The organism is Desulfoluna spongiiphila (genome assembly GCF_900101345.1).
Lineage (GTDB): Bacteria > Desulfobacterota > Desulfobacteria > Desulfobacterales > Desulfolunaceae > Desulfoluna > Desulfoluna spongiiphila.
The window spans coordinates 138,307-153,837 of sequence record NZ_FMUX01000012.1 but is presented as its reverse complement, the minus strand read 5'-3'; the positions used below and the strand labels follow the sequence as shown (position 1 = coordinate 153,837).

The window sequence follows — 15,531 nt, the reverse complement described above, 5'->3', positions numbered from 1 at the left end:
GTTCCTCAGGGCAAATCGCAATGGCATTCGCCGCGGGCTGCGCCCGCCACCAAAGCGTGTGACGATACGGGTATTGTCACACATTCTGTAACGGTGTGGACTCAGTGTCGTAACATTCTCGGAATCAGTATTCACCTGAGCACCTTCGGCGGCAAGGGCGGCGGAACCACGATAGTGAAAAATCTTTGCCCGTTTCACCCAAAAACCTAAAGCTTGCGGCCCTTCGCGTCTGTGCTATAGTAAAAAACAGAATTTTTTAAAGTGCATAACACCCAACCTCCAACCAGACGGCGGCCCATGACCCACTCTGCTGAGAGTTTGAAACTGGAGCTGAAGTTTTCCGATCGCATCGGCGTCGTGGCCGATCTCACGCGCGAAGTCACGGACAAAGGGCTCAACATCCTCTCCATGGAAGTCATCCAGGACGGGGAAGCCGCCATCGTCTACATGGAGCTGACCCGTCCAAAGGGCAATCATCCCGCCCCGGCAGCCCTGGTAACGGCCTTCCACGGACTGCCCGGGGCCCTGTCTGTCCGCCTTGTCCGCACCCTCCCCCGGGAACGCAGGGAAAAACACCACCAGGCCGTCTTCGACGGCGTCTCAGAAGGCATCATCGCCACCAACGAAAGAGGCCTTGTCACCACCATCAACCCCGTGGCCTGCCGCATCCTGGGCTACGAGGCCCGACAGCTCCTCGGCAAAAACATCCGGGACATCAAACCCGAAGGCAACATCCTGCTGGACTGCATGGCTCAAAAACGCCCTTTGAGCCGCCGGGAATCCGTAGTCACCTCCGACGGACGGGTCGAATTCTACGCCTCGGCGCGACCCATCCACGACGCAGGCGGTCGGTCCGTGGGCACCGTGGTGCTCATGAAGGACCTTAAGGAGGTCCAGAAAATGGCCCGGGAGGTTGCGTCCCCGACCACGGCCTCCTTTAACTGCATCCTGGGCAACAGCAACGGAATAAAAAACGCCATCCTCCTGGCGCGGCGCATCGCCCCCACCGACGCCACGGTCTCTGTCCGTGGCGAAAGCGGCACGGGCAAGGAGCTCTTTGCAGGAGCCATCCACTTTGAGAGCGACCGCACCGGCCCGTTCATCGCCATCAACTGCGCGGCCATGCCCGAGCCCCTTTTGGAGAGCGAGCTCTTCGGCTACGCCGACGGGGCCTTCACCGGAGCCCGTAAAAAAGGAAAACCGGGCCTTTTTGAGGTGGCCAGCGGGGGCACCCTCTTTCTCGACGAGATCGGAGAGATGCCCGCCGGGCCCCAGGCAAAAATCCTGCGAGTCCTGCAGGAGGGGCTGGTGAGACGCATCGGGGGCACCCGGGAAATCCCCGTGGACACCCGTATCATCACCGCCACCAACAAAAACCTGGAAGCCATGGTTCAAAGGCGCCTCTTCCGGGAAGACCTTTACTACCGCATCAACGTGGTGCCGGTCCACATCCCCCCCCTTCGTGAACGCCGAGAAGATATCCGGCGGCTTGCCCCCCATTTCCTGGACCTTCTCACCGAAAAACTGAACAATCCACGCCAGACCATTTCGGAAGCGGCCATGGATAAACTCATGGGCCATCACTGGCCCGGAAATGTCCGTGAGCTGAAAAATGTGATGGAACGGGGGGCTATTTTGGGAAACGGGCAGGTCGTGGAACACGCAAATATCCTCTTCAGCCATGAAGCGAACCAGCCTCCCCTCTCCGGTGCCGAACCCCCAGACCCCCAGGGGGGCTTGCGACACCTCACCGCCCGGTTCGAAACCGATGTGATCACCCGGGCCCTCAGGGATACCGGCAGTATCCGGCAAGCTGCCCTTAGCCTGAGCGTCTCCCACACCGCCCTTCTCAACAAGATCAAAAAATACGGCATCCGTGTGGAACAAAAACGTTCCGTTGGAACGTATTCGTTCCAATAAGTCAACAGACCAAATTTGTTGACCTAAACCCAAATCAGGAGCTAAAGCGGTGCGATTTCGAACCATCTTAGCCCTTCTCTTCCCCACCCCCCGATGGCCCGTTGCGTTTTTTTTGAGGCCCACTTCCGGCTGCCCGAAAAATACTCCAACCCCTTTGTTCACGGGATGTTCTGCCCGGATTCACCGCCGCACTTTCACCAACCGGGATCTCCTCGCCGGATCTTTTTTGTCCTTCCCAGCCTCAGTGGCAGTGTTTTTGCTCCCTTTCATATCCATGGCCGGACGGCCACCTCCCACCCCGGGCCGTCCACACCACACGTTCACAATCCCCGGCGTGGCCCCGCTCCCTGTGTTGTGCCCCCGCCGAAAAACAGGCCGGCTCTGCCGGCCCCATGGAGGTTTCAATGATCGTAGGTATCCTGAAAGAGATAAAATCAGAGGAAAATCGTGTCTCCATGACCCCTTCCGGGGTTGAAGTAATGACCGCCAACGGGCACACCCTGCTCGTGGAACAGACCGCAGGCGTCGGAAGCGGCTTCTCCGATGCCATGTACGTGGATGCCGGGGCGGAAATCGTCGCCACCCCCGCCGAGGTGTTCGAGCGATCCGACATGGTTATGCACGTCAAAGAGCCCCAGCCGTCTGAGTACGCCATGGTGAAAAAAGACCAGATCGTCTTCACCTACATGCACTTTGCAGCCGACGAGGGACTCACCCGCGACTTCCTGAAAACCGACTCCGTGGCCATCGCCTACGAGACCATTGAAGACACCTCCGGAAGCCTGCCCCTTCTCACCCCCATGAGCGAGGTGGCCGGACGCATGTCCGTCCAGGAAGCCGCCAAGTACCTGGAACGGGTCCACGGAGGACGGGGCATTCTCCTGGGCGGGGTAACGGGCGTGCCACCGGCCACGGTGGTGGTCATCGGCGGTGGCATCGTGGGCACCAACGCGGCCCAGATGGCCTGCGGGCTGGGGGCAAAGGTCTACCTGCTGGACATGAACCTGGACCGCCTTCGCCACCTTGGCGAGGTGATGCCCAAGAACTGCTTTCCCATGATGAGCTCTCCGTCCACGGTGCGGGAGTTGATCCGGGAGGCGGACGTGGTGGTGGGGGCTGTTCTTATTCCAGGGGCCAAGGCGCCCAAACTCATCACCCGTGAGATGCTCGGCACCATGAAACCCGGAGCCGTCATCGTGGACGTGGCCATCGACCAGGGCGGCTGCTTTGAGACCTCCAAACCCACCACCCACGGCAACCCCATCTACGAGGTGGACGGCATCATCCACTATTGCGTGGCCAACATGCCCGGTGCCGTACCCATCACAAGCACCATCGCACTGACCAACGCCACCCTCCCCTACGCCGTAGAGATCGCAAACAAGGGGTGGAAAAGGGCATGCAAGGAGAACGAGGGCATTAAGCTGGGACTGAACATGGCCCAAGGAAAGATTACATACAAAGGGGTCTCCGACGCCTTCGGCCTGGAGTACACCCCGGCCGATACCCTCCTTTAAAAAAAAGAAGGGTGTCTTTCGACCTGCCCGCAGGGCCCTTGGGGGCCCTGTGGGATTTCGGTGCCCCCTGCCCCTCCGTCCCGGGGGTATGCGCTCCCAGGGGAACCAACATCCTCAGCACTTTCAATCCTTCCTCACCGGGAGATGGGAGATCTCCCATCGTGAGAACCACCAATATCCTCATATTTAAAAGCAGATATTGATTATTTATGCAAATCATGCTCTACTAACTTCCGTTTCCTTTAAGAATATATTTTCCATACAGATCTTTCTCATCTGAAGATGACGCTCTCTCCACTCGCCTGCTCCGATATTTTATTTTCTCTATTTCATACATGAAGTTATCGCCCCGACCCACCGGGACAAATAGCTTCTTTTTCTTTCTGCGGGTTGTGAAGGAGCTGTGACTAAGGCACGATATATCCCGGGCGGGAGGCACCGCCCGGTGCATATAGGCAAATCACACCACCACTGGAGGAATTTTATGGAGAACTTTATTGCGTTACTGGATAAAATTGACGGTATCATCTGGGGAATCCCCCTTCTCGTCCTACTCGTGGGGACCGGCCTGTGGCTGACCATCTCCCTTCGAGGGATTCAGTTCACCACCCTTCTTCACTCCCTCTACCTCGCCCTTGTCAAACGCAAAGAAGAAGGTGACGAGGGAGACGGCGACATCTCCCACTTCCAGGCGTTGATGACAGCCCTGTCCGCCACCGTGGGTACCGGTAACATCGCCGGCGTGGCAACGGCCATCGCCCTGGGGGGGCCCGGCGCCATGTTCTGGATGTGGGTCACCGGCCTGGTGGGTATGGCCACCAAGTACGCCGAGGCCGTGCTGGCCGTGAAGTACCGTGAAAAAGACGAAAACGGCAACATGTGCGGCGGCCCCATGTACTACATCACCAACGGCCTCGGGTGGAAATGGATGGGGGTTCTCTTCGCCCTGTTCGCCTCCATTGCAGCCTTCGGCATCGGCAACATGGTCCAGTCCAACTCCGTGGCCGACGCGGTACACGCCACCTTCAACATCCCCGTGGGCGTCACCGGCGTCATCCTCATGATCTTTGTGGGCCTTGTGGTCATCGGCGGCATCAAGAGCATCGGCAAGGTCACCAGTGTGCTGGTACCCATCATGATCGTCTTCTACATCGCCGGTTCCCTGATCATCCTCATCATGAACGCCGGCGCAATCCCCGCAGCCCTGACCCTTATCATCAAGCAGGCCTTCAGCCCCACGGCAGCCACCGGCGGCTTCGCCGGCGCAGGCATCATGCTGGCCGTACGCATGGGCGTTGCCCGCGGCGTCTTCTCCAACGAATCCGGCCTCGGCAGCGCGCCCATCGCGGCAGCGGCAGCCCAGACCAAGCACTCCGTCACCCAGGCCCTGGTCTCCATGACCCAGACCTTCATCGACACCATCATCGTCTGCTCCATGACCGGCCTGGTCCTGGTCATCACAGGCACCTGGTCCAGCGGAAAGAACGGGGCCGAGCTCACCACCTTTGCCTTCCAGGGAGCCCTCCCCGGCGGCGGCCTCATCGTCACCATCGGCCTGATCCTCTTTGCCTACTCCACCATCCTCGGCTGGTGCTATTACGGCGAAAAATCCATCGAGTACCTCTTCGGTGAAAAGGCCATCATGCCCTACCGGGTCGTCTTCGTGATTTTCGTCGGCATCGGCGCCACCTTGAAGCTCAACCTGGTATGGACCCTGGCCGATATCTTCAACGGGCTCATGGCATTCCCCAACCTCATCGCCCTTCTGGCCCTGACGCCCATCATCATCAGCGAGACAAAAGACTACTTCGACAACCACTACAAAAAGTAGGCAACCGGGCCCTTCAGGCAAAAAAACCCGCCCCCCGGACAGGGGGCGGGTTTTGTCGTTTTCAGGCCATTCACCGTTTCAATCGGCGAGCAGGCTCTTCGGGTGGGCTTGTTGCCACAGGTGCCATGAGGTGTCCTCATGGGCTATTTCCTGGAGCGTTTTGCCCAGGTGGTGCCCCTGGATGGCCTTAAGCCCCTTTTCTTCGGGGTACCAGAGGCTGCCGCTCTCCTTGTCATAGAGAACGAAGGTGTTCCGGTACGTCCAGCCCGAGGGAGCCAGTGTCAGGGATTCGCCGTCCACGTCTCGGCTGTACACAGCCGACAGGTTTACCAGCGGTCAGTAGGCCGCGGCAACCGATGCCCCGGCCAGTGCCGTGTTGAGGATCTCGTGACGGGTCAGGATATCCACCGAAACCGCCCGGGCGTCATCTTCGGCACCAAACCCGATGACCCGCGTCCCACCCCACAGGCCGGAGGGGGCCCTTGAAAAGGCACCCTCATCCAGGGGGACGATGGCATCGCGGCCGATGCCGTACTGAAACCTTTCAGGCTCGAAGCCCAGCTTTTCAGCGTCCGTCACCTCCCATCGCTCGCCCATGCGATCGACAATCCACACCCGGTCCCCGTTGCGCTCCACAGGGGCAGCCCATCCCCACGCGCTGCACAGGAGAAGGGCCAGCACCAGGATCCATTTTTTCCCGTTTGTAGCCATGACTGTCTCCCTTTGCCCGATGCCGGGCATTTGGTAAACCATGTCATCCGATTATACCATGCCCCCACAGGACAGACCACCTGAGCCGCCGCCCCCCTTAAGGGGGAACTGTTCCCTCCCGATCCCCGGCACGACACGCAGGCATAAACGCATGTTATCAGCTCAATCATTGTTCACTTTTCGTCTTGACAAGGGTGAAATCCGACGATATGAAGAGACAAACTCATCGCCACTACAGACTGAGCAGAGCAGGTTGCACCACCAATAGTCCGGCTTCACAGCCCCATCGGAGGTCCATGGAATGGATCACCCATTCAACACCAAAGACGAGCTGCAGGCCGTTCTCAACACTTTGTGGGAACGCATTTTCAGCACACCGACCATCCTTTGTGACCTGACCAGCGCCAACCTGGCCGTGCAGTTCCGATTCACCGATTTTCACACCAGCATGACGATTCAAGCGGGCAAAGACGGCCACCAAATTCTCTGGGACGCAGAGGTCACGCCGGATGTCCTGATGATCCTCTCCTCGGAGACCAGCCACCGCTTCTGGATGGAAAAGCTCAACATCCCCCTGGCCCTTGCCAGCCGCAAAATCGTGGCCAAGGGCTCCGTTCAAAAGGCCCTGAAGCTCCTTCCTGCCCTGAAACCGGCCTTTGCCCTGTACCCTGAGGTATTAAAGGACATGGGGTACGGGCACCTGCTCGCAAGGCCCGCCCCCACGGAAAAAAGACGAAAACGCCCCCTCTTTTCATTCCGAAAGCCCTCTCCGCCACCGGAGCCCCCCCGTCATCCCTTCCCCATGGATCACGAAGAGACAAAACGAAAGCTCACCGCACCACCGGCGCATACGGAACCCCCGGGCCTTGTGGACCTTTACGTGACCATGTGCACCATCCGTGCCTTTGAGGACCATCTTTCGGAGGCATACCACCAGGGCAGCATCCCCACGGAAGCCATTCACCTCTCCGTGGGGCAAGAAGCCGTGGCTGCGGGCGTGTGCCTCAACCTTCGCCCCACGGATCTCATCAACACCACCCACCGGGGGCATGGCCATATCATCGCCAAGGGTGCGGATCTGAACCGCATGATGGCTGAACTTTACGGGAAACAGCAAGGGCTGTGCGAGGGCAAGGGGGGCTCCATGCACGTCACGGACACGTGTGTGGGGGTCATGGGAGCCAACGGCATCGTGGGGGCCGGTTACCTCCTGGCCATGGGGGCGGCCCATGCCCTGAAATACCAGGGAAAGGACGACATCTCCGTGGTGTTCTCCGGAGACGGGTCGGTGAACCAGGGCATGTTCCACGAAGCCCTCAACATGATCCAGGTCTTTGACCTTCCCGTCCTCATTGTCATTGAAAACAACCTCTACGGGGAGTTCACCCATGTGGAGCGCCACTCCGCCGACCCGGAGATCCACCGGCGCATCGCGGCCTACCACATCGAATCCTTCTGCCTCGACGGAAACGATGCCGAACACATCTTCACCGCCGTCGGCGAGATCATCGGACAGATGCGCCGGGACGGGCGTCCCCGGGCCGTGGAGCTGAAAACCTACCGCTGGCACGGTCACATGGAGGGAGACCCCGAACACTACCGCACCAGCCAGGAAAAACTCACCCACATGCAGGACGACCCCGTCCGGCGCCTGAGGAAAAGCCTCCTTGAGCAGGGACTGGCCACCGAGCGGAAACTCAGCACCCTTTCCCGGGACATCGAGGCCCGAATCGACAAAGCAGTCCAGTTTGCAAAACAAAGCCCTGCCCCTGAACCGAAAGAACTCCTCACACGGGTCTATGCACCGGACGATCCGTCCCTTCATGAAGGGGCCATCCCCATGGAGAGCGCCGGAACAGATTTTTCCTGCTCCCAGGCCATCAACCAGGCCATTGCCGAAGAGATGAACCGGGATGAACATGTCTTTCTCTGGGGGGAGGATGTGAGCCTGGGCGGGTATTTCAATGTGACCGACGGGCTCTTCGACACCATGGGCCGCGACCGGATCATCGACACCCCCATCAGCGAAAACGCCATCGTGGGCGGAGCGGTGGGGGCGGCCATGGCCGGCCTCAGGCCCGTGTGCGAGATCCTCTTTGCCGATTTTCTCACCTGCTGCATGGACCCCATCGTCAACCAGGCCGCCAAGCTCCGCTACATGACCGGCGGACAGGCCTCCCTGCCCCTGACCATCCGAACCCCGGTGGGCAGCGGCATCGGCATGGCCGCCCAGCACTCCCAATCCATGGAGCGCTATTTCCACGGCACCCCCGGACTCATCGTCGTGGCCCCAAGCGATGCCTACACAGCCAAGGGGCTCTTGAAGTCAGCCATCCGGTCCAACAACCCCGTGCTCTTTTTTGAACACAAGCTCCTCTACGCCGCCACCGCCCCCCTGCCCGGCCCGGAGTACACCCTGCCCCTGGGCAAGGCGCGCATCGTCCGCAAAGGAAAGGACGCCACCCTGGTGAGCCACCTGCTGGGAATCTCCGTGTGCCGGGATGCTGCCCGCATCCTTGAAGCACGTGGGTTTGACGTAGAAATCATCGACCTGTGCACCCTCTATCCCATGGACACCGGCACCCTCCTTGGCTCCGTTGCCGCCACCGGTCGCCTGATCACCGTGGAAGAGGGCCCCATGACCGGCGGTATCGGCGCCGAGGTGATCAGCCGCGTCTGCACGGCAGGGTTTCATCACCTCAAGGCCCGCCCGGTCCGCATCGCCGCCCCGGAATGCCCCATCCCCTATGCAAAAAACCTGGAACACAGCATGATCCCGGATCCCTCCCGGGTAGCCGATGTGGCCGAAGCGCTGATCCTGGGATAAAGGGCCTGGCGGCCTGCCCCGCAAACAAAGATGGAAAGCCGACTCCCCAGGACCGGAATATGGTAAAATCTGAACATGGATAAAAAACCGACATACGACGAGCTGGCGGCAAGGATTGAAAAACTGGAAGGCATGCTGGAAGATGAAGGCCGTGTGGTGCAGTGGGAGATCCTGGGGCACCTGGCCGAAGCCTGGGACCGGGACGGCCCTCCGGGAATCGTGGAAAACCGGGATCTGGCCGCGGTCCTGCACCTGGGGACAGGGGCGGTGGCCGTTGCCTTGAAAACCCTGTCGACTTTAGGGATCACCGACCATGACACCATGGGGTATGCCTCCTACCTGACCCAGGAAGGCTACGACATCGCAAAAAGGCAGATCCGCACCGTCCCCCTGGAGGAGCAGGTAGAAAAGGCAAAGGGGGAAAGGGTCAAGGGGACATGGGGGAAAAAGCGGAGGTCCAAAGGGTCATAGACTTAAGGGCTAAGGGCTAAGGGCTAAGGGCTAAGGGCTAAGGGCTAAGGGCTAAGGGCTAAGGGCTAAGGGGATGGTGGATCAGAAGGGGGAAGCGCACAAGGAAAAAACGTTACGGAGCGAGATAGGGTTTAAGGGCCTTGAAAAAGTGGCCTGCCATGATGCCGTACCCTTTGTCGTTGGGATGGATTCTGTCGCTCATGAGGCCGGGCTTGCCCAGGATGCCGTCGTAGATATCGGGCACGAGCACCACCCCCATCGCGTCTGCTGTCTCCCGGTACCCCGTACCAAAGTCACGCCCCCAGAAAGGAATGTCGATGCCCCCCAGAATCACCATGGCCCCCTCCTGCTGAAAGACTCCGATAATAAAAGACAAATTCTGAAAGGCCACCTGCCTGCCCACCCCGTTTTTCAAATCGTTGCCCCCCAGCGTAATCAGGACGATACCGGGGTTGTACCCCAGCACATCATCGAGCCTGGCCATGGCGCTTTGGGTCGTCTCACCGGGGACACCTAAATTGATGATCTTCCGACCGATACGGGCCGATAGCTGGGAGGGGTAAGAGCCACCTTGCCCGGCGCCGACACCGGAGGTAAGGCTGTCGCCGAATGCGACGATGGTGGGATTGGCCGGAGGGGCATTTCGGATGGAACGTTGCCTGCCCGGGCCGAGGAAGGACCAGACAGCGACGGCAAGACACAAAACGATGACACCAAAGATGATGCGTTTGTTCATGGCCGTCCCGGTCAAGGTGCCCCGAAAAGGGTCCTCAGCATAAAAACAAGGAAAAATAGGATTGATCCGCGCGATGCCGCCATCTCCCAAGCGCTACGGTCAGGAGCGGCAGCCGCCCACGGTGTTCAGACGCGCGTCAAAGACGCCCTTTACACCGGTTTTCGGATCAATCGGGAAAAGGAGCGTTCTACCACTTCCAGCCCGCTCCGGATGTTGTTCTGCAACACGGCACGGACCTGGGCCTCATCTTTGGACTTGATGGCGGCCAGGATCTGACCGTGCTCAAAGGAGAACTTATGGCAGTCGGTGATCTCCTGGCGATACAAATTAAGAAAAGTCTCCACGGACTCAATCAGTTTGTACACGATGGAGCAGAGATGGGGAAGATTGGACGCCTCGTAAATGGTCTTGTGAAACTCGCGATCCAGGGCATAAAAATCGGCGTCCACACTGGCCATGCGGCCGTGAAGTTCTTCGAGTACGGCGATCTTATCGGGGGTGATGTTGTGCATGGCCTCCACGGCGAGCTGGGATTCCAGGTCCACGCGGATATCAAAAATAATGGAGATCTCCTTGCGTGAAGGAGGGCTGGCCACAACGGCCCCCTTGTACGGGATATTCTTCACCAGGCCGGAACGGTCAAGGCGCATCAAGGCTTCCCTGATGGGGCCCCTGCCGATGCCCAGTTCTGTTTCAAGGTCCGACAGCACGAGCCGGGTGCCGGGCAACTTCACACCCGTAAGAATCATATCACGAATCTTTTCATAAGCCACAAGGGACTTCATCGAAGATACATTGTTGTCCAAAGTATTGTCTCCTGCCTGTCGTCATCAACGGTACGGGACGTTTAAAAAAAGCGACATTGCCCGGCGCACGGTGCACATCTGAGCTCGCGTCATGTCCCTTGTCTGAAACAACATAAGGGGCTCGAAAATAAATCCAGCCTTTATAAACGGGCAACGCCGGGAGGGGTTGCCCGGAACATCATGGCCGAACGAACAGTCAGGGTGCGGAAAAAGGGGGCGCCGGGAAGATAAATCGCGTCAAACTCACCTTTTTAACACACCCTTGTTTATTTCGTACAGCACTCTTTGTCAAGGTGCGGATAGCTCGGTATGGGGCATTTTCCCTTCCCGGGCAACCGCCACAATCTCACGGGCCAGAACATCGGCTGCATCCACGCTGCGGATGGGCAATTCACCCCCGCCGATAATGCCGAGTTCCGTGCATCCGAGAATACCGACTTCAGCGCCTTTGGCGGCAAGATGGGCACAGATGTCCGAGAAATCCTGACGGACTTTCTCACCGGTCTCACCGGCCTTGACTCGCCGAATCACACCCAGGAGCTGATCCTGCACCGGCGCATCCGGGTACACCACGTCAACCCCGCGGGCTGCAAAGCGGGTTTCATACAGCTTGGTCATCAACACGGCCGTGGAGGCAAGCACACCAGCCTTCCTGATACCGGGGTTTGCAGACACCACCGTCTCCACCACCAGGTCCACGAGGTGGACCACGGGAATCGACACGGCGTCGGCCACGTTGTAATAGTAATGGTGGGCCGTGTTGCAGGGGATCACCAAAAAATCAGCCCCCCAGGCCTCAAGGCGTTTGCCCATGTCGGCCATGCAGGGACCGGGATCTTCTCCGTCCCCGTCGATGATGGCCTTCATGCGCGAAGGCACCTTGGGGTTGTTGTCCACAATACATCGCAGGTGGTCGATATCATCGGCAGCCGGGGTGAGCGCAATGATGCGCTTCATAAGGTCCACCGTCGCTTCCGGCCCCATGCCGCCCAAAATTCCCGGAATCTTCTCCGCTCCGGAATGCTGACACGTATTTTCCATATTGCCTCCCAAAGACCGGATGAGGACACACCCAACCACCCGGCATCACAGTGCATTTGACGTCCCGCAGTTGTCAAAGCCCCATAAACGAAATGCCGGGACGGCCTAAAGCCGCCCCGGCAGGAAAAGCACAGGCTGCACACTGAGCATCAACGTGCAGTGCTCACCTTAAAAAACTACGCACGGAAGGTGTCGAGGTATGCGTAGAGAGCGGGAGAACCGCCGGTGTGCAGGAACAGCACGTTGGCACCTTCGGGGAAAGCGCCTTTGCGTACGAGACCGATAAGGCCCGCTGCAACTTTACCGGTGTAAACGGGGTCGAGGAGGATTGCTTCCTCGGCTGCGAAGAGCTTAACCGCTTCAACCATGTCATCAGAGGGCAGAGAGTATCCGGGACCAACGTACTCGCCGTAGCACTTAACGGCGTCACGCTCAATGCCGCCTTTGATGCCGAGCAGCTCAGCAGTGTCCTGGGCCAGCTTGTAAACACCAGGCTCCTGATCGGCTGCAGGCTTGGATACGTCGATGCCGTGAACGGGAATGCCAGCGTTGGTGCCAACCATACCGACGACCATGCCAGCGTGGGTACCGGCAGAACCGGAAGGAACAACCACATGGTCAATGGAAAGACCCATGGTGTTGAGCTGGTCCATCATCTCTTCGGCACATGCGGCATAACCCAGGGCGCCAATGGGGTTAGAGGCTCCGCCGGGAACGATGTAGGGTTTTTTACCGGCAGCTTTGAGCTCTGCTGCGGTTTTCTCCATCTCAGCCATCATGTTGGAACCGCCCTCAACAACACGCTTGGTTTTTACACCGAGGAGTTCAAAGAGGAAGTTGTTGCCGCTGCCGTCCTCTTTGTAAGAGCCTTTGACGCGCTCTTCGAGAACGAGGTGGCACTCAAGGCCTTCTTTGGCAGCCCAGGAAGCGGTCAGACGGCAGTGGTTGGACTGGATGGCACCACAGGTAATGATGGTGTCAGCGCCCTTCTCGATGGCGTCGGCAATGCAGAAGTCAAGCTTACGGGTTTTGTTGCCGCCGGAAGCACCGGGAAGCAGGTCGTCACGCTTGATGAAAAGGTTCACTTTGCCGCCGAGGGCTTTGCTGAGGTTTTTCATGGGCTCAATGGGAGTCTGACCCTGGAGGTAACCACGACGGGGAAATTTAGTGAAATTCATTTTCGTTAAGTCCTTACTAATAAGTAATGAATATTTACCGGATCTATCTGCAAGGTCCGTGGGTCGGGCGAGGTGAACACCACCATCGCCCGAAAATCATCTTCTACAGAGCGATAATCGCTTCTACTTCGATGTCGGCGCCCAGGGGCAGCGCAGCCACCTGGAAGGCGCTGCGAGCGGGGAAGGGCTCGGGGAAGTATTCGGCGTAAACCGCGTTAACAGCCTGGAAGTCGGCAATGTCTGCCAGGTAAACCGTGGTCTTTACGGTCTTGGCAAGGGAAGTGCCTGCCTCTTCAGCGATGGCGACAAGGTTCTTGAAGGAGGCGTGGGCACGCGCTTCAATGGACCCTTCGGGCATCTTGCCCGTGGCCGGATCGATGGGAAGCTGACCGGAGGTAAAGAGAAGTCCACCGGCAACCACTGCCTGGGAATAGGGACCGACTGCGGCGGGCGCATTGTCCGTATGAATTGCTTTTTTGCTCATGGGTTCACTCCATGTTTCACGTTGTTCAGCGGGTTTCCCGTGAACACGTCTGGTTGCACGTTATATATAGGCGCCGACCGAGTCGGCGCGTGTTGTCAAAGCACAGGCCCGGGCGATTAGAAGCCCATGGCACGGGGCAGCCACATCACGATGGAGGGGCAGTAAGCCATGATGAGAATCACACCGATGGTAATGGCACAGAAAGGGAGTGCCTTCAGCGATATCTCTTCAAGGGTTACCCCGCCGATACCCGAGGCGATGAACATGTTCTCACCCAGGGGCGGTGTGGAGAAACCAACGCCGCAGCAGCAGACCAGCACGATGCCGAAGTGGATGGGATCCACACCGAGGCCGGTCATGATGGGCAGAAGGACTGGGGTTACCAGCATAATGATGGCCAGGGTCTCCATGAACATCCCCATGAAGAGGAGGAAGAGAACGACCAGGAGCCAGATGACATGGACATCGGAGGTCACGGAAAGCAGCAGCTCTGCGATCATGTCGGGAATTCGGTACTGAACCAGAAGGCGTCCGAAAGCGTAGGCGGTGAACATGATGACAAGCACGCGGCCCGTAAGCCAGCTGGTGGTCTCAAGGGACTCCATAAGCCCTTTGAGGGTGAGCTCTTTGTAGATAAAGATGCCCACGAAAAGCGTGTAGAAAATGGCCACAATGGCGGACTCGGTGGGGGTAAACATACCGGAGTAGATACCGCCGAGGATAACCACAGGTGCCAGGATGGACCAGAAGCCCTCTTTCATGGTCTTGCCAACGTGCTTTACGGAGAGGCTGGGCATGCCTTTGCCGTAGCCTTTGCCGCGGCAGCGGAACACATGAACGACGATCAGGCCCACGGAGATGAGAAGACCGGGCACAACGCCCGCCATGAACATCTCGGTGATGGATTCCTGGGCGGTGACGCCGTAGATAACCATGGGGATACTGGGAGGAATGATGATGCCCACACCGCCGGAGGCAGCGGTTGCAGCCGATGCGTAGCCGGGATCGTACCCGCGCTTGATCATGGCCGGGATCATGAGCATGCCCACAGCCGCTGTGGTAGCAGGGCCGGAGCCGGAGATCGCGCCGAAAAAGATACAGGCCAGGGTGGTGGAAATGGCAAGGCCACTGTCAAGGGACCCGACCATGGACTCAGCCACCTTCACAAGGCGACGTGAGATGCCCGCACTCTCCATCAGCGCTCCGGAGAGCACAAAGGCCGGAAGGGCCATAATGGGAAACTGGTTGACCGAAGAAAATGCGACCTGTACGAGGGTGGAAAGGTCCTGACCCACCGTAAAGAAAGCCGCCATGGCTGCCACGCCGAGTGACACCATGATGGGCGCTCCCATAAAAAGCAGAGCTGCGAAAGAAATGAACAGAATACCTGCAGCCGACATGTCCTTTTCCTCCTAAGACTTTTCTGCTTCAGAGAGCATTTTTTGGGTTTCCTCAAGATCCACGGAATCAACGTCCTTGATTTCGATTTTGAGAATGTATTTCATGATGTCCACCTGGATGATTCGAATGGTCATCAGCGCGAAACTGATGGGGAAAATCCAGTACACATAGGCCATGGACCATTCCAGTGCCGGAGAATGAAAGGGAAACTCGGTGAGGTCACGAATTACCTCGATACTCTTTTTGATCATCACCACGTTGAAACAGATCCAGATGGCGTCGGTAACGATCATCGCGATATCCTGCACCACCTTGGGGAACAACTTGAACTGAATCATCACGCGGTTGTGAGCTGCCAGTCGAGCAGCATAGGCGGCACCGAAAAAGACGAACCATACAAACGCAAATCGGGAAATCTCTTCACTCCAGGGAATGACGTAATTGAAGCAAACCCGAAGAGCGATCTGCAAAAACAGAATGACAACAAAAAAGCTTAGCAGTATCTGGCAAATGTAACTTTCAATGTTATCAAGCAGTTTAAATAAACGCTTTGCAAACATGGGGATTATTCTCCTCACCCGGTGAACGATGAGCTGCGAAGGGGCGGG

At 58.3% G+C, this 15,531-nt stretch carries 14 protein-coding genes; 5 read left to right on the top strand and 9 right to left on the bottom strand.

What is annotated here, in order from left to right; translation table 11 throughout:
• Positions 1 to 297 precede the first annotated feature (297 nt).
• The 3 genes from BLQ12_RS16520 to BLQ12_RS16510 all read left to right on the top strand — a co-directional run bounded on the left by BLQ12_RS16520 (position 298) and on the right by BLQ12_RS16510 (position 5,268).
• Positions 298 to 1,920: a sigma 54-interacting transcriptional regulator gene (locus BLQ12_RS16520; RefSeq protein ID WP_092212042.1), complete on the top strand. Its 1,623-nt coding sequence runs from the start codon at positions 298 to 300 to the stop codon at positions 1,918 to 1,920.
• A gap of 404 nt (positions 1,921 to 2,324) precedes the next feature.
• The gene (gene ald / locus BLQ12_RS16515; RefSeq protein WP_092212040.1) at positions 2,325 to 3,437 is read left to right on the top strand and encodes an alanine dehydrogenase; all 1,113 of its coding nucleotides are present in this window, start codon (positions 2,325 to 2,327) and stop codon (positions 3,435 to 3,437) included.
• 484 nt (positions 3,438 to 3,921) lie between these two features.
• The gene (locus tag BLQ12_RS16510) at positions 3,922 to 5,268 is read left to right on the top strand and encodes an alanine/glycine:cation symporter family protein (RefSeq protein WP_092212038.1); all 1,347 of its coding nucleotides are present in this window, start codon (positions 3,922 to 3,924) and stop codon (positions 5,266 to 5,268) included.
• 78 nt (positions 5,269 to 5,346) lie between these two features.
• Here the strand turns inward: BLQ12_RS16510 and BLQ12_RS28390 are convergent, their stop codons facing one another.
• Positions 5,347 to 5,592: a DUF3179 domain-containing (seleno)protein gene (locus BLQ12_RS28390; RefSeq protein WP_367888786.1), complete on the bottom strand. Its 246-nt coding sequence runs from the start codon at positions 5,590 to 5,592 to the stop codon at positions 5,347 to 5,349.
• Positions 5,593 to 5,604: 12 nt separating this feature from the next.
• Positions 5,605 to 5,979, bottom strand: coding sequence for a DUF3179 domain-containing (seleno)protein (locus BLQ12_RS28385; protein WP_092212034.1), 375 nt, complete (start codon positions 5,977 to 5,979; stop codon positions 5,605 to 5,607).
• Positions 5,980 to 6,280: 301 nt separating this feature from the next.
• On the opposite strand from BLQ12_RS28385, the gene BLQ12_RS16495 reads away from it, so the two are divergent.
• Positions 6,281 to 8,806 carry a thiamine pyrophosphate-dependent enzyme gene (locus tag BLQ12_RS16495; RefSeq protein WP_092212032.1) on the top strand — a complete coding sequence of 842 codons (2,526 nt, stop codon included), beginning with the start codon at positions 6,281 to 6,283 and terminating at the stop codon, positions 8,804 to 8,806.
• Between the two features lie 75 nt (positions 8,807 to 8,881).
• Positions 8,882 to 9,277 (top strand): hypothetical protein, encoded by a 396-nt coding sequence (locus tag BLQ12_RS16490; protein WP_092212030.1) that lies wholly within the window; start codon positions 8,882 to 8,884, stop codon positions 9,275 to 9,277.
• A gap of 112 nt (positions 9,278 to 9,389) precedes the next feature.
• Here the strand turns inward: BLQ12_RS16490 and BLQ12_RS16485 are convergent, their stop codons facing one another.
• From BLQ12_RS16485 to BLQ12_RS16455, 7 genes are all read right to left on the bottom strand, one after another.
• The gene (locus BLQ12_RS16485) at positions 9,390 to 10,013 is read right to left on the bottom strand and encodes a GDSL-type esterase/lipase family protein (protein WP_092212027.1); all 624 of its coding nucleotides are present in this window, start codon (positions 10,011 to 10,013) and stop codon (positions 9,390 to 9,392) included.
• A gap of 149 nt (positions 10,014 to 10,162) precedes the next feature.
• On the bottom strand, positions 10,163 to 10,819 hold the full coding sequence (locus tag BLQ12_RS16480; RefSeq protein ID WP_139164006.1) for a GntR family transcriptional regulator: 657 nt from the start codon (positions 10,817 to 10,819) through the stop codon (positions 10,163 to 10,165).
• Between the two features lie 288 nt (positions 10,820 to 11,107).
• The gene (gene cuyB, locus BLQ12_RS16475; protein ID WP_092212023.1) at positions 11,108 to 11,860 is read right to left on the bottom strand and encodes a cysteate racemase; all 753 of its coding nucleotides are present in this window, start codon (positions 11,858 to 11,860) and stop codon (positions 11,108 to 11,110) included.
• Positions 11,861 to 12,036: 176 nt separating this feature from the next.
• Positions 12,037 to 13,038, bottom strand: coding sequence for a D-cysteate sulfo-lyase (gene cuyA / locus BLQ12_RS16470; RefSeq protein ID WP_092212021.1), 1,002 nt, complete (start codon positions 13,036 to 13,038; stop codon positions 12,037 to 12,039).
• Positions 13,039 to 13,141: 103 nt separating this feature from the next.
• A complete protein-coding gene (locus tag BLQ12_RS16465) occupies positions 13,142 to 13,522 on the bottom strand; it encodes a RidA family protein (RefSeq protein WP_092212019.1) in 381 nt (126 codons plus the stop codon).
• Between the two features lie 116 nt (positions 13,523 to 13,638).
• Positions 13,639 to 14,922 carry a TRAP transporter large permease gene (locus BLQ12_RS16460; RefSeq protein WP_092212017.1) on the bottom strand — a complete coding sequence of 428 codons (1,284 nt, stop codon included), beginning with the start codon at positions 14,920 to 14,922 and terminating at the stop codon, positions 13,639 to 13,641.
• Positions 14,923 to 14,934: 12 nt separating this feature from the next.
• Entirely contained in the window at positions 14,935 to 15,483 is a 549-nt protein-coding gene (locus tag BLQ12_RS16455; protein ID WP_092212015.1) for a TRAP transporter small permease, read from the bottom strand.
• Between the last annotated feature and the right edge of the window lie 48 nt (positions 15,484 to 15,531).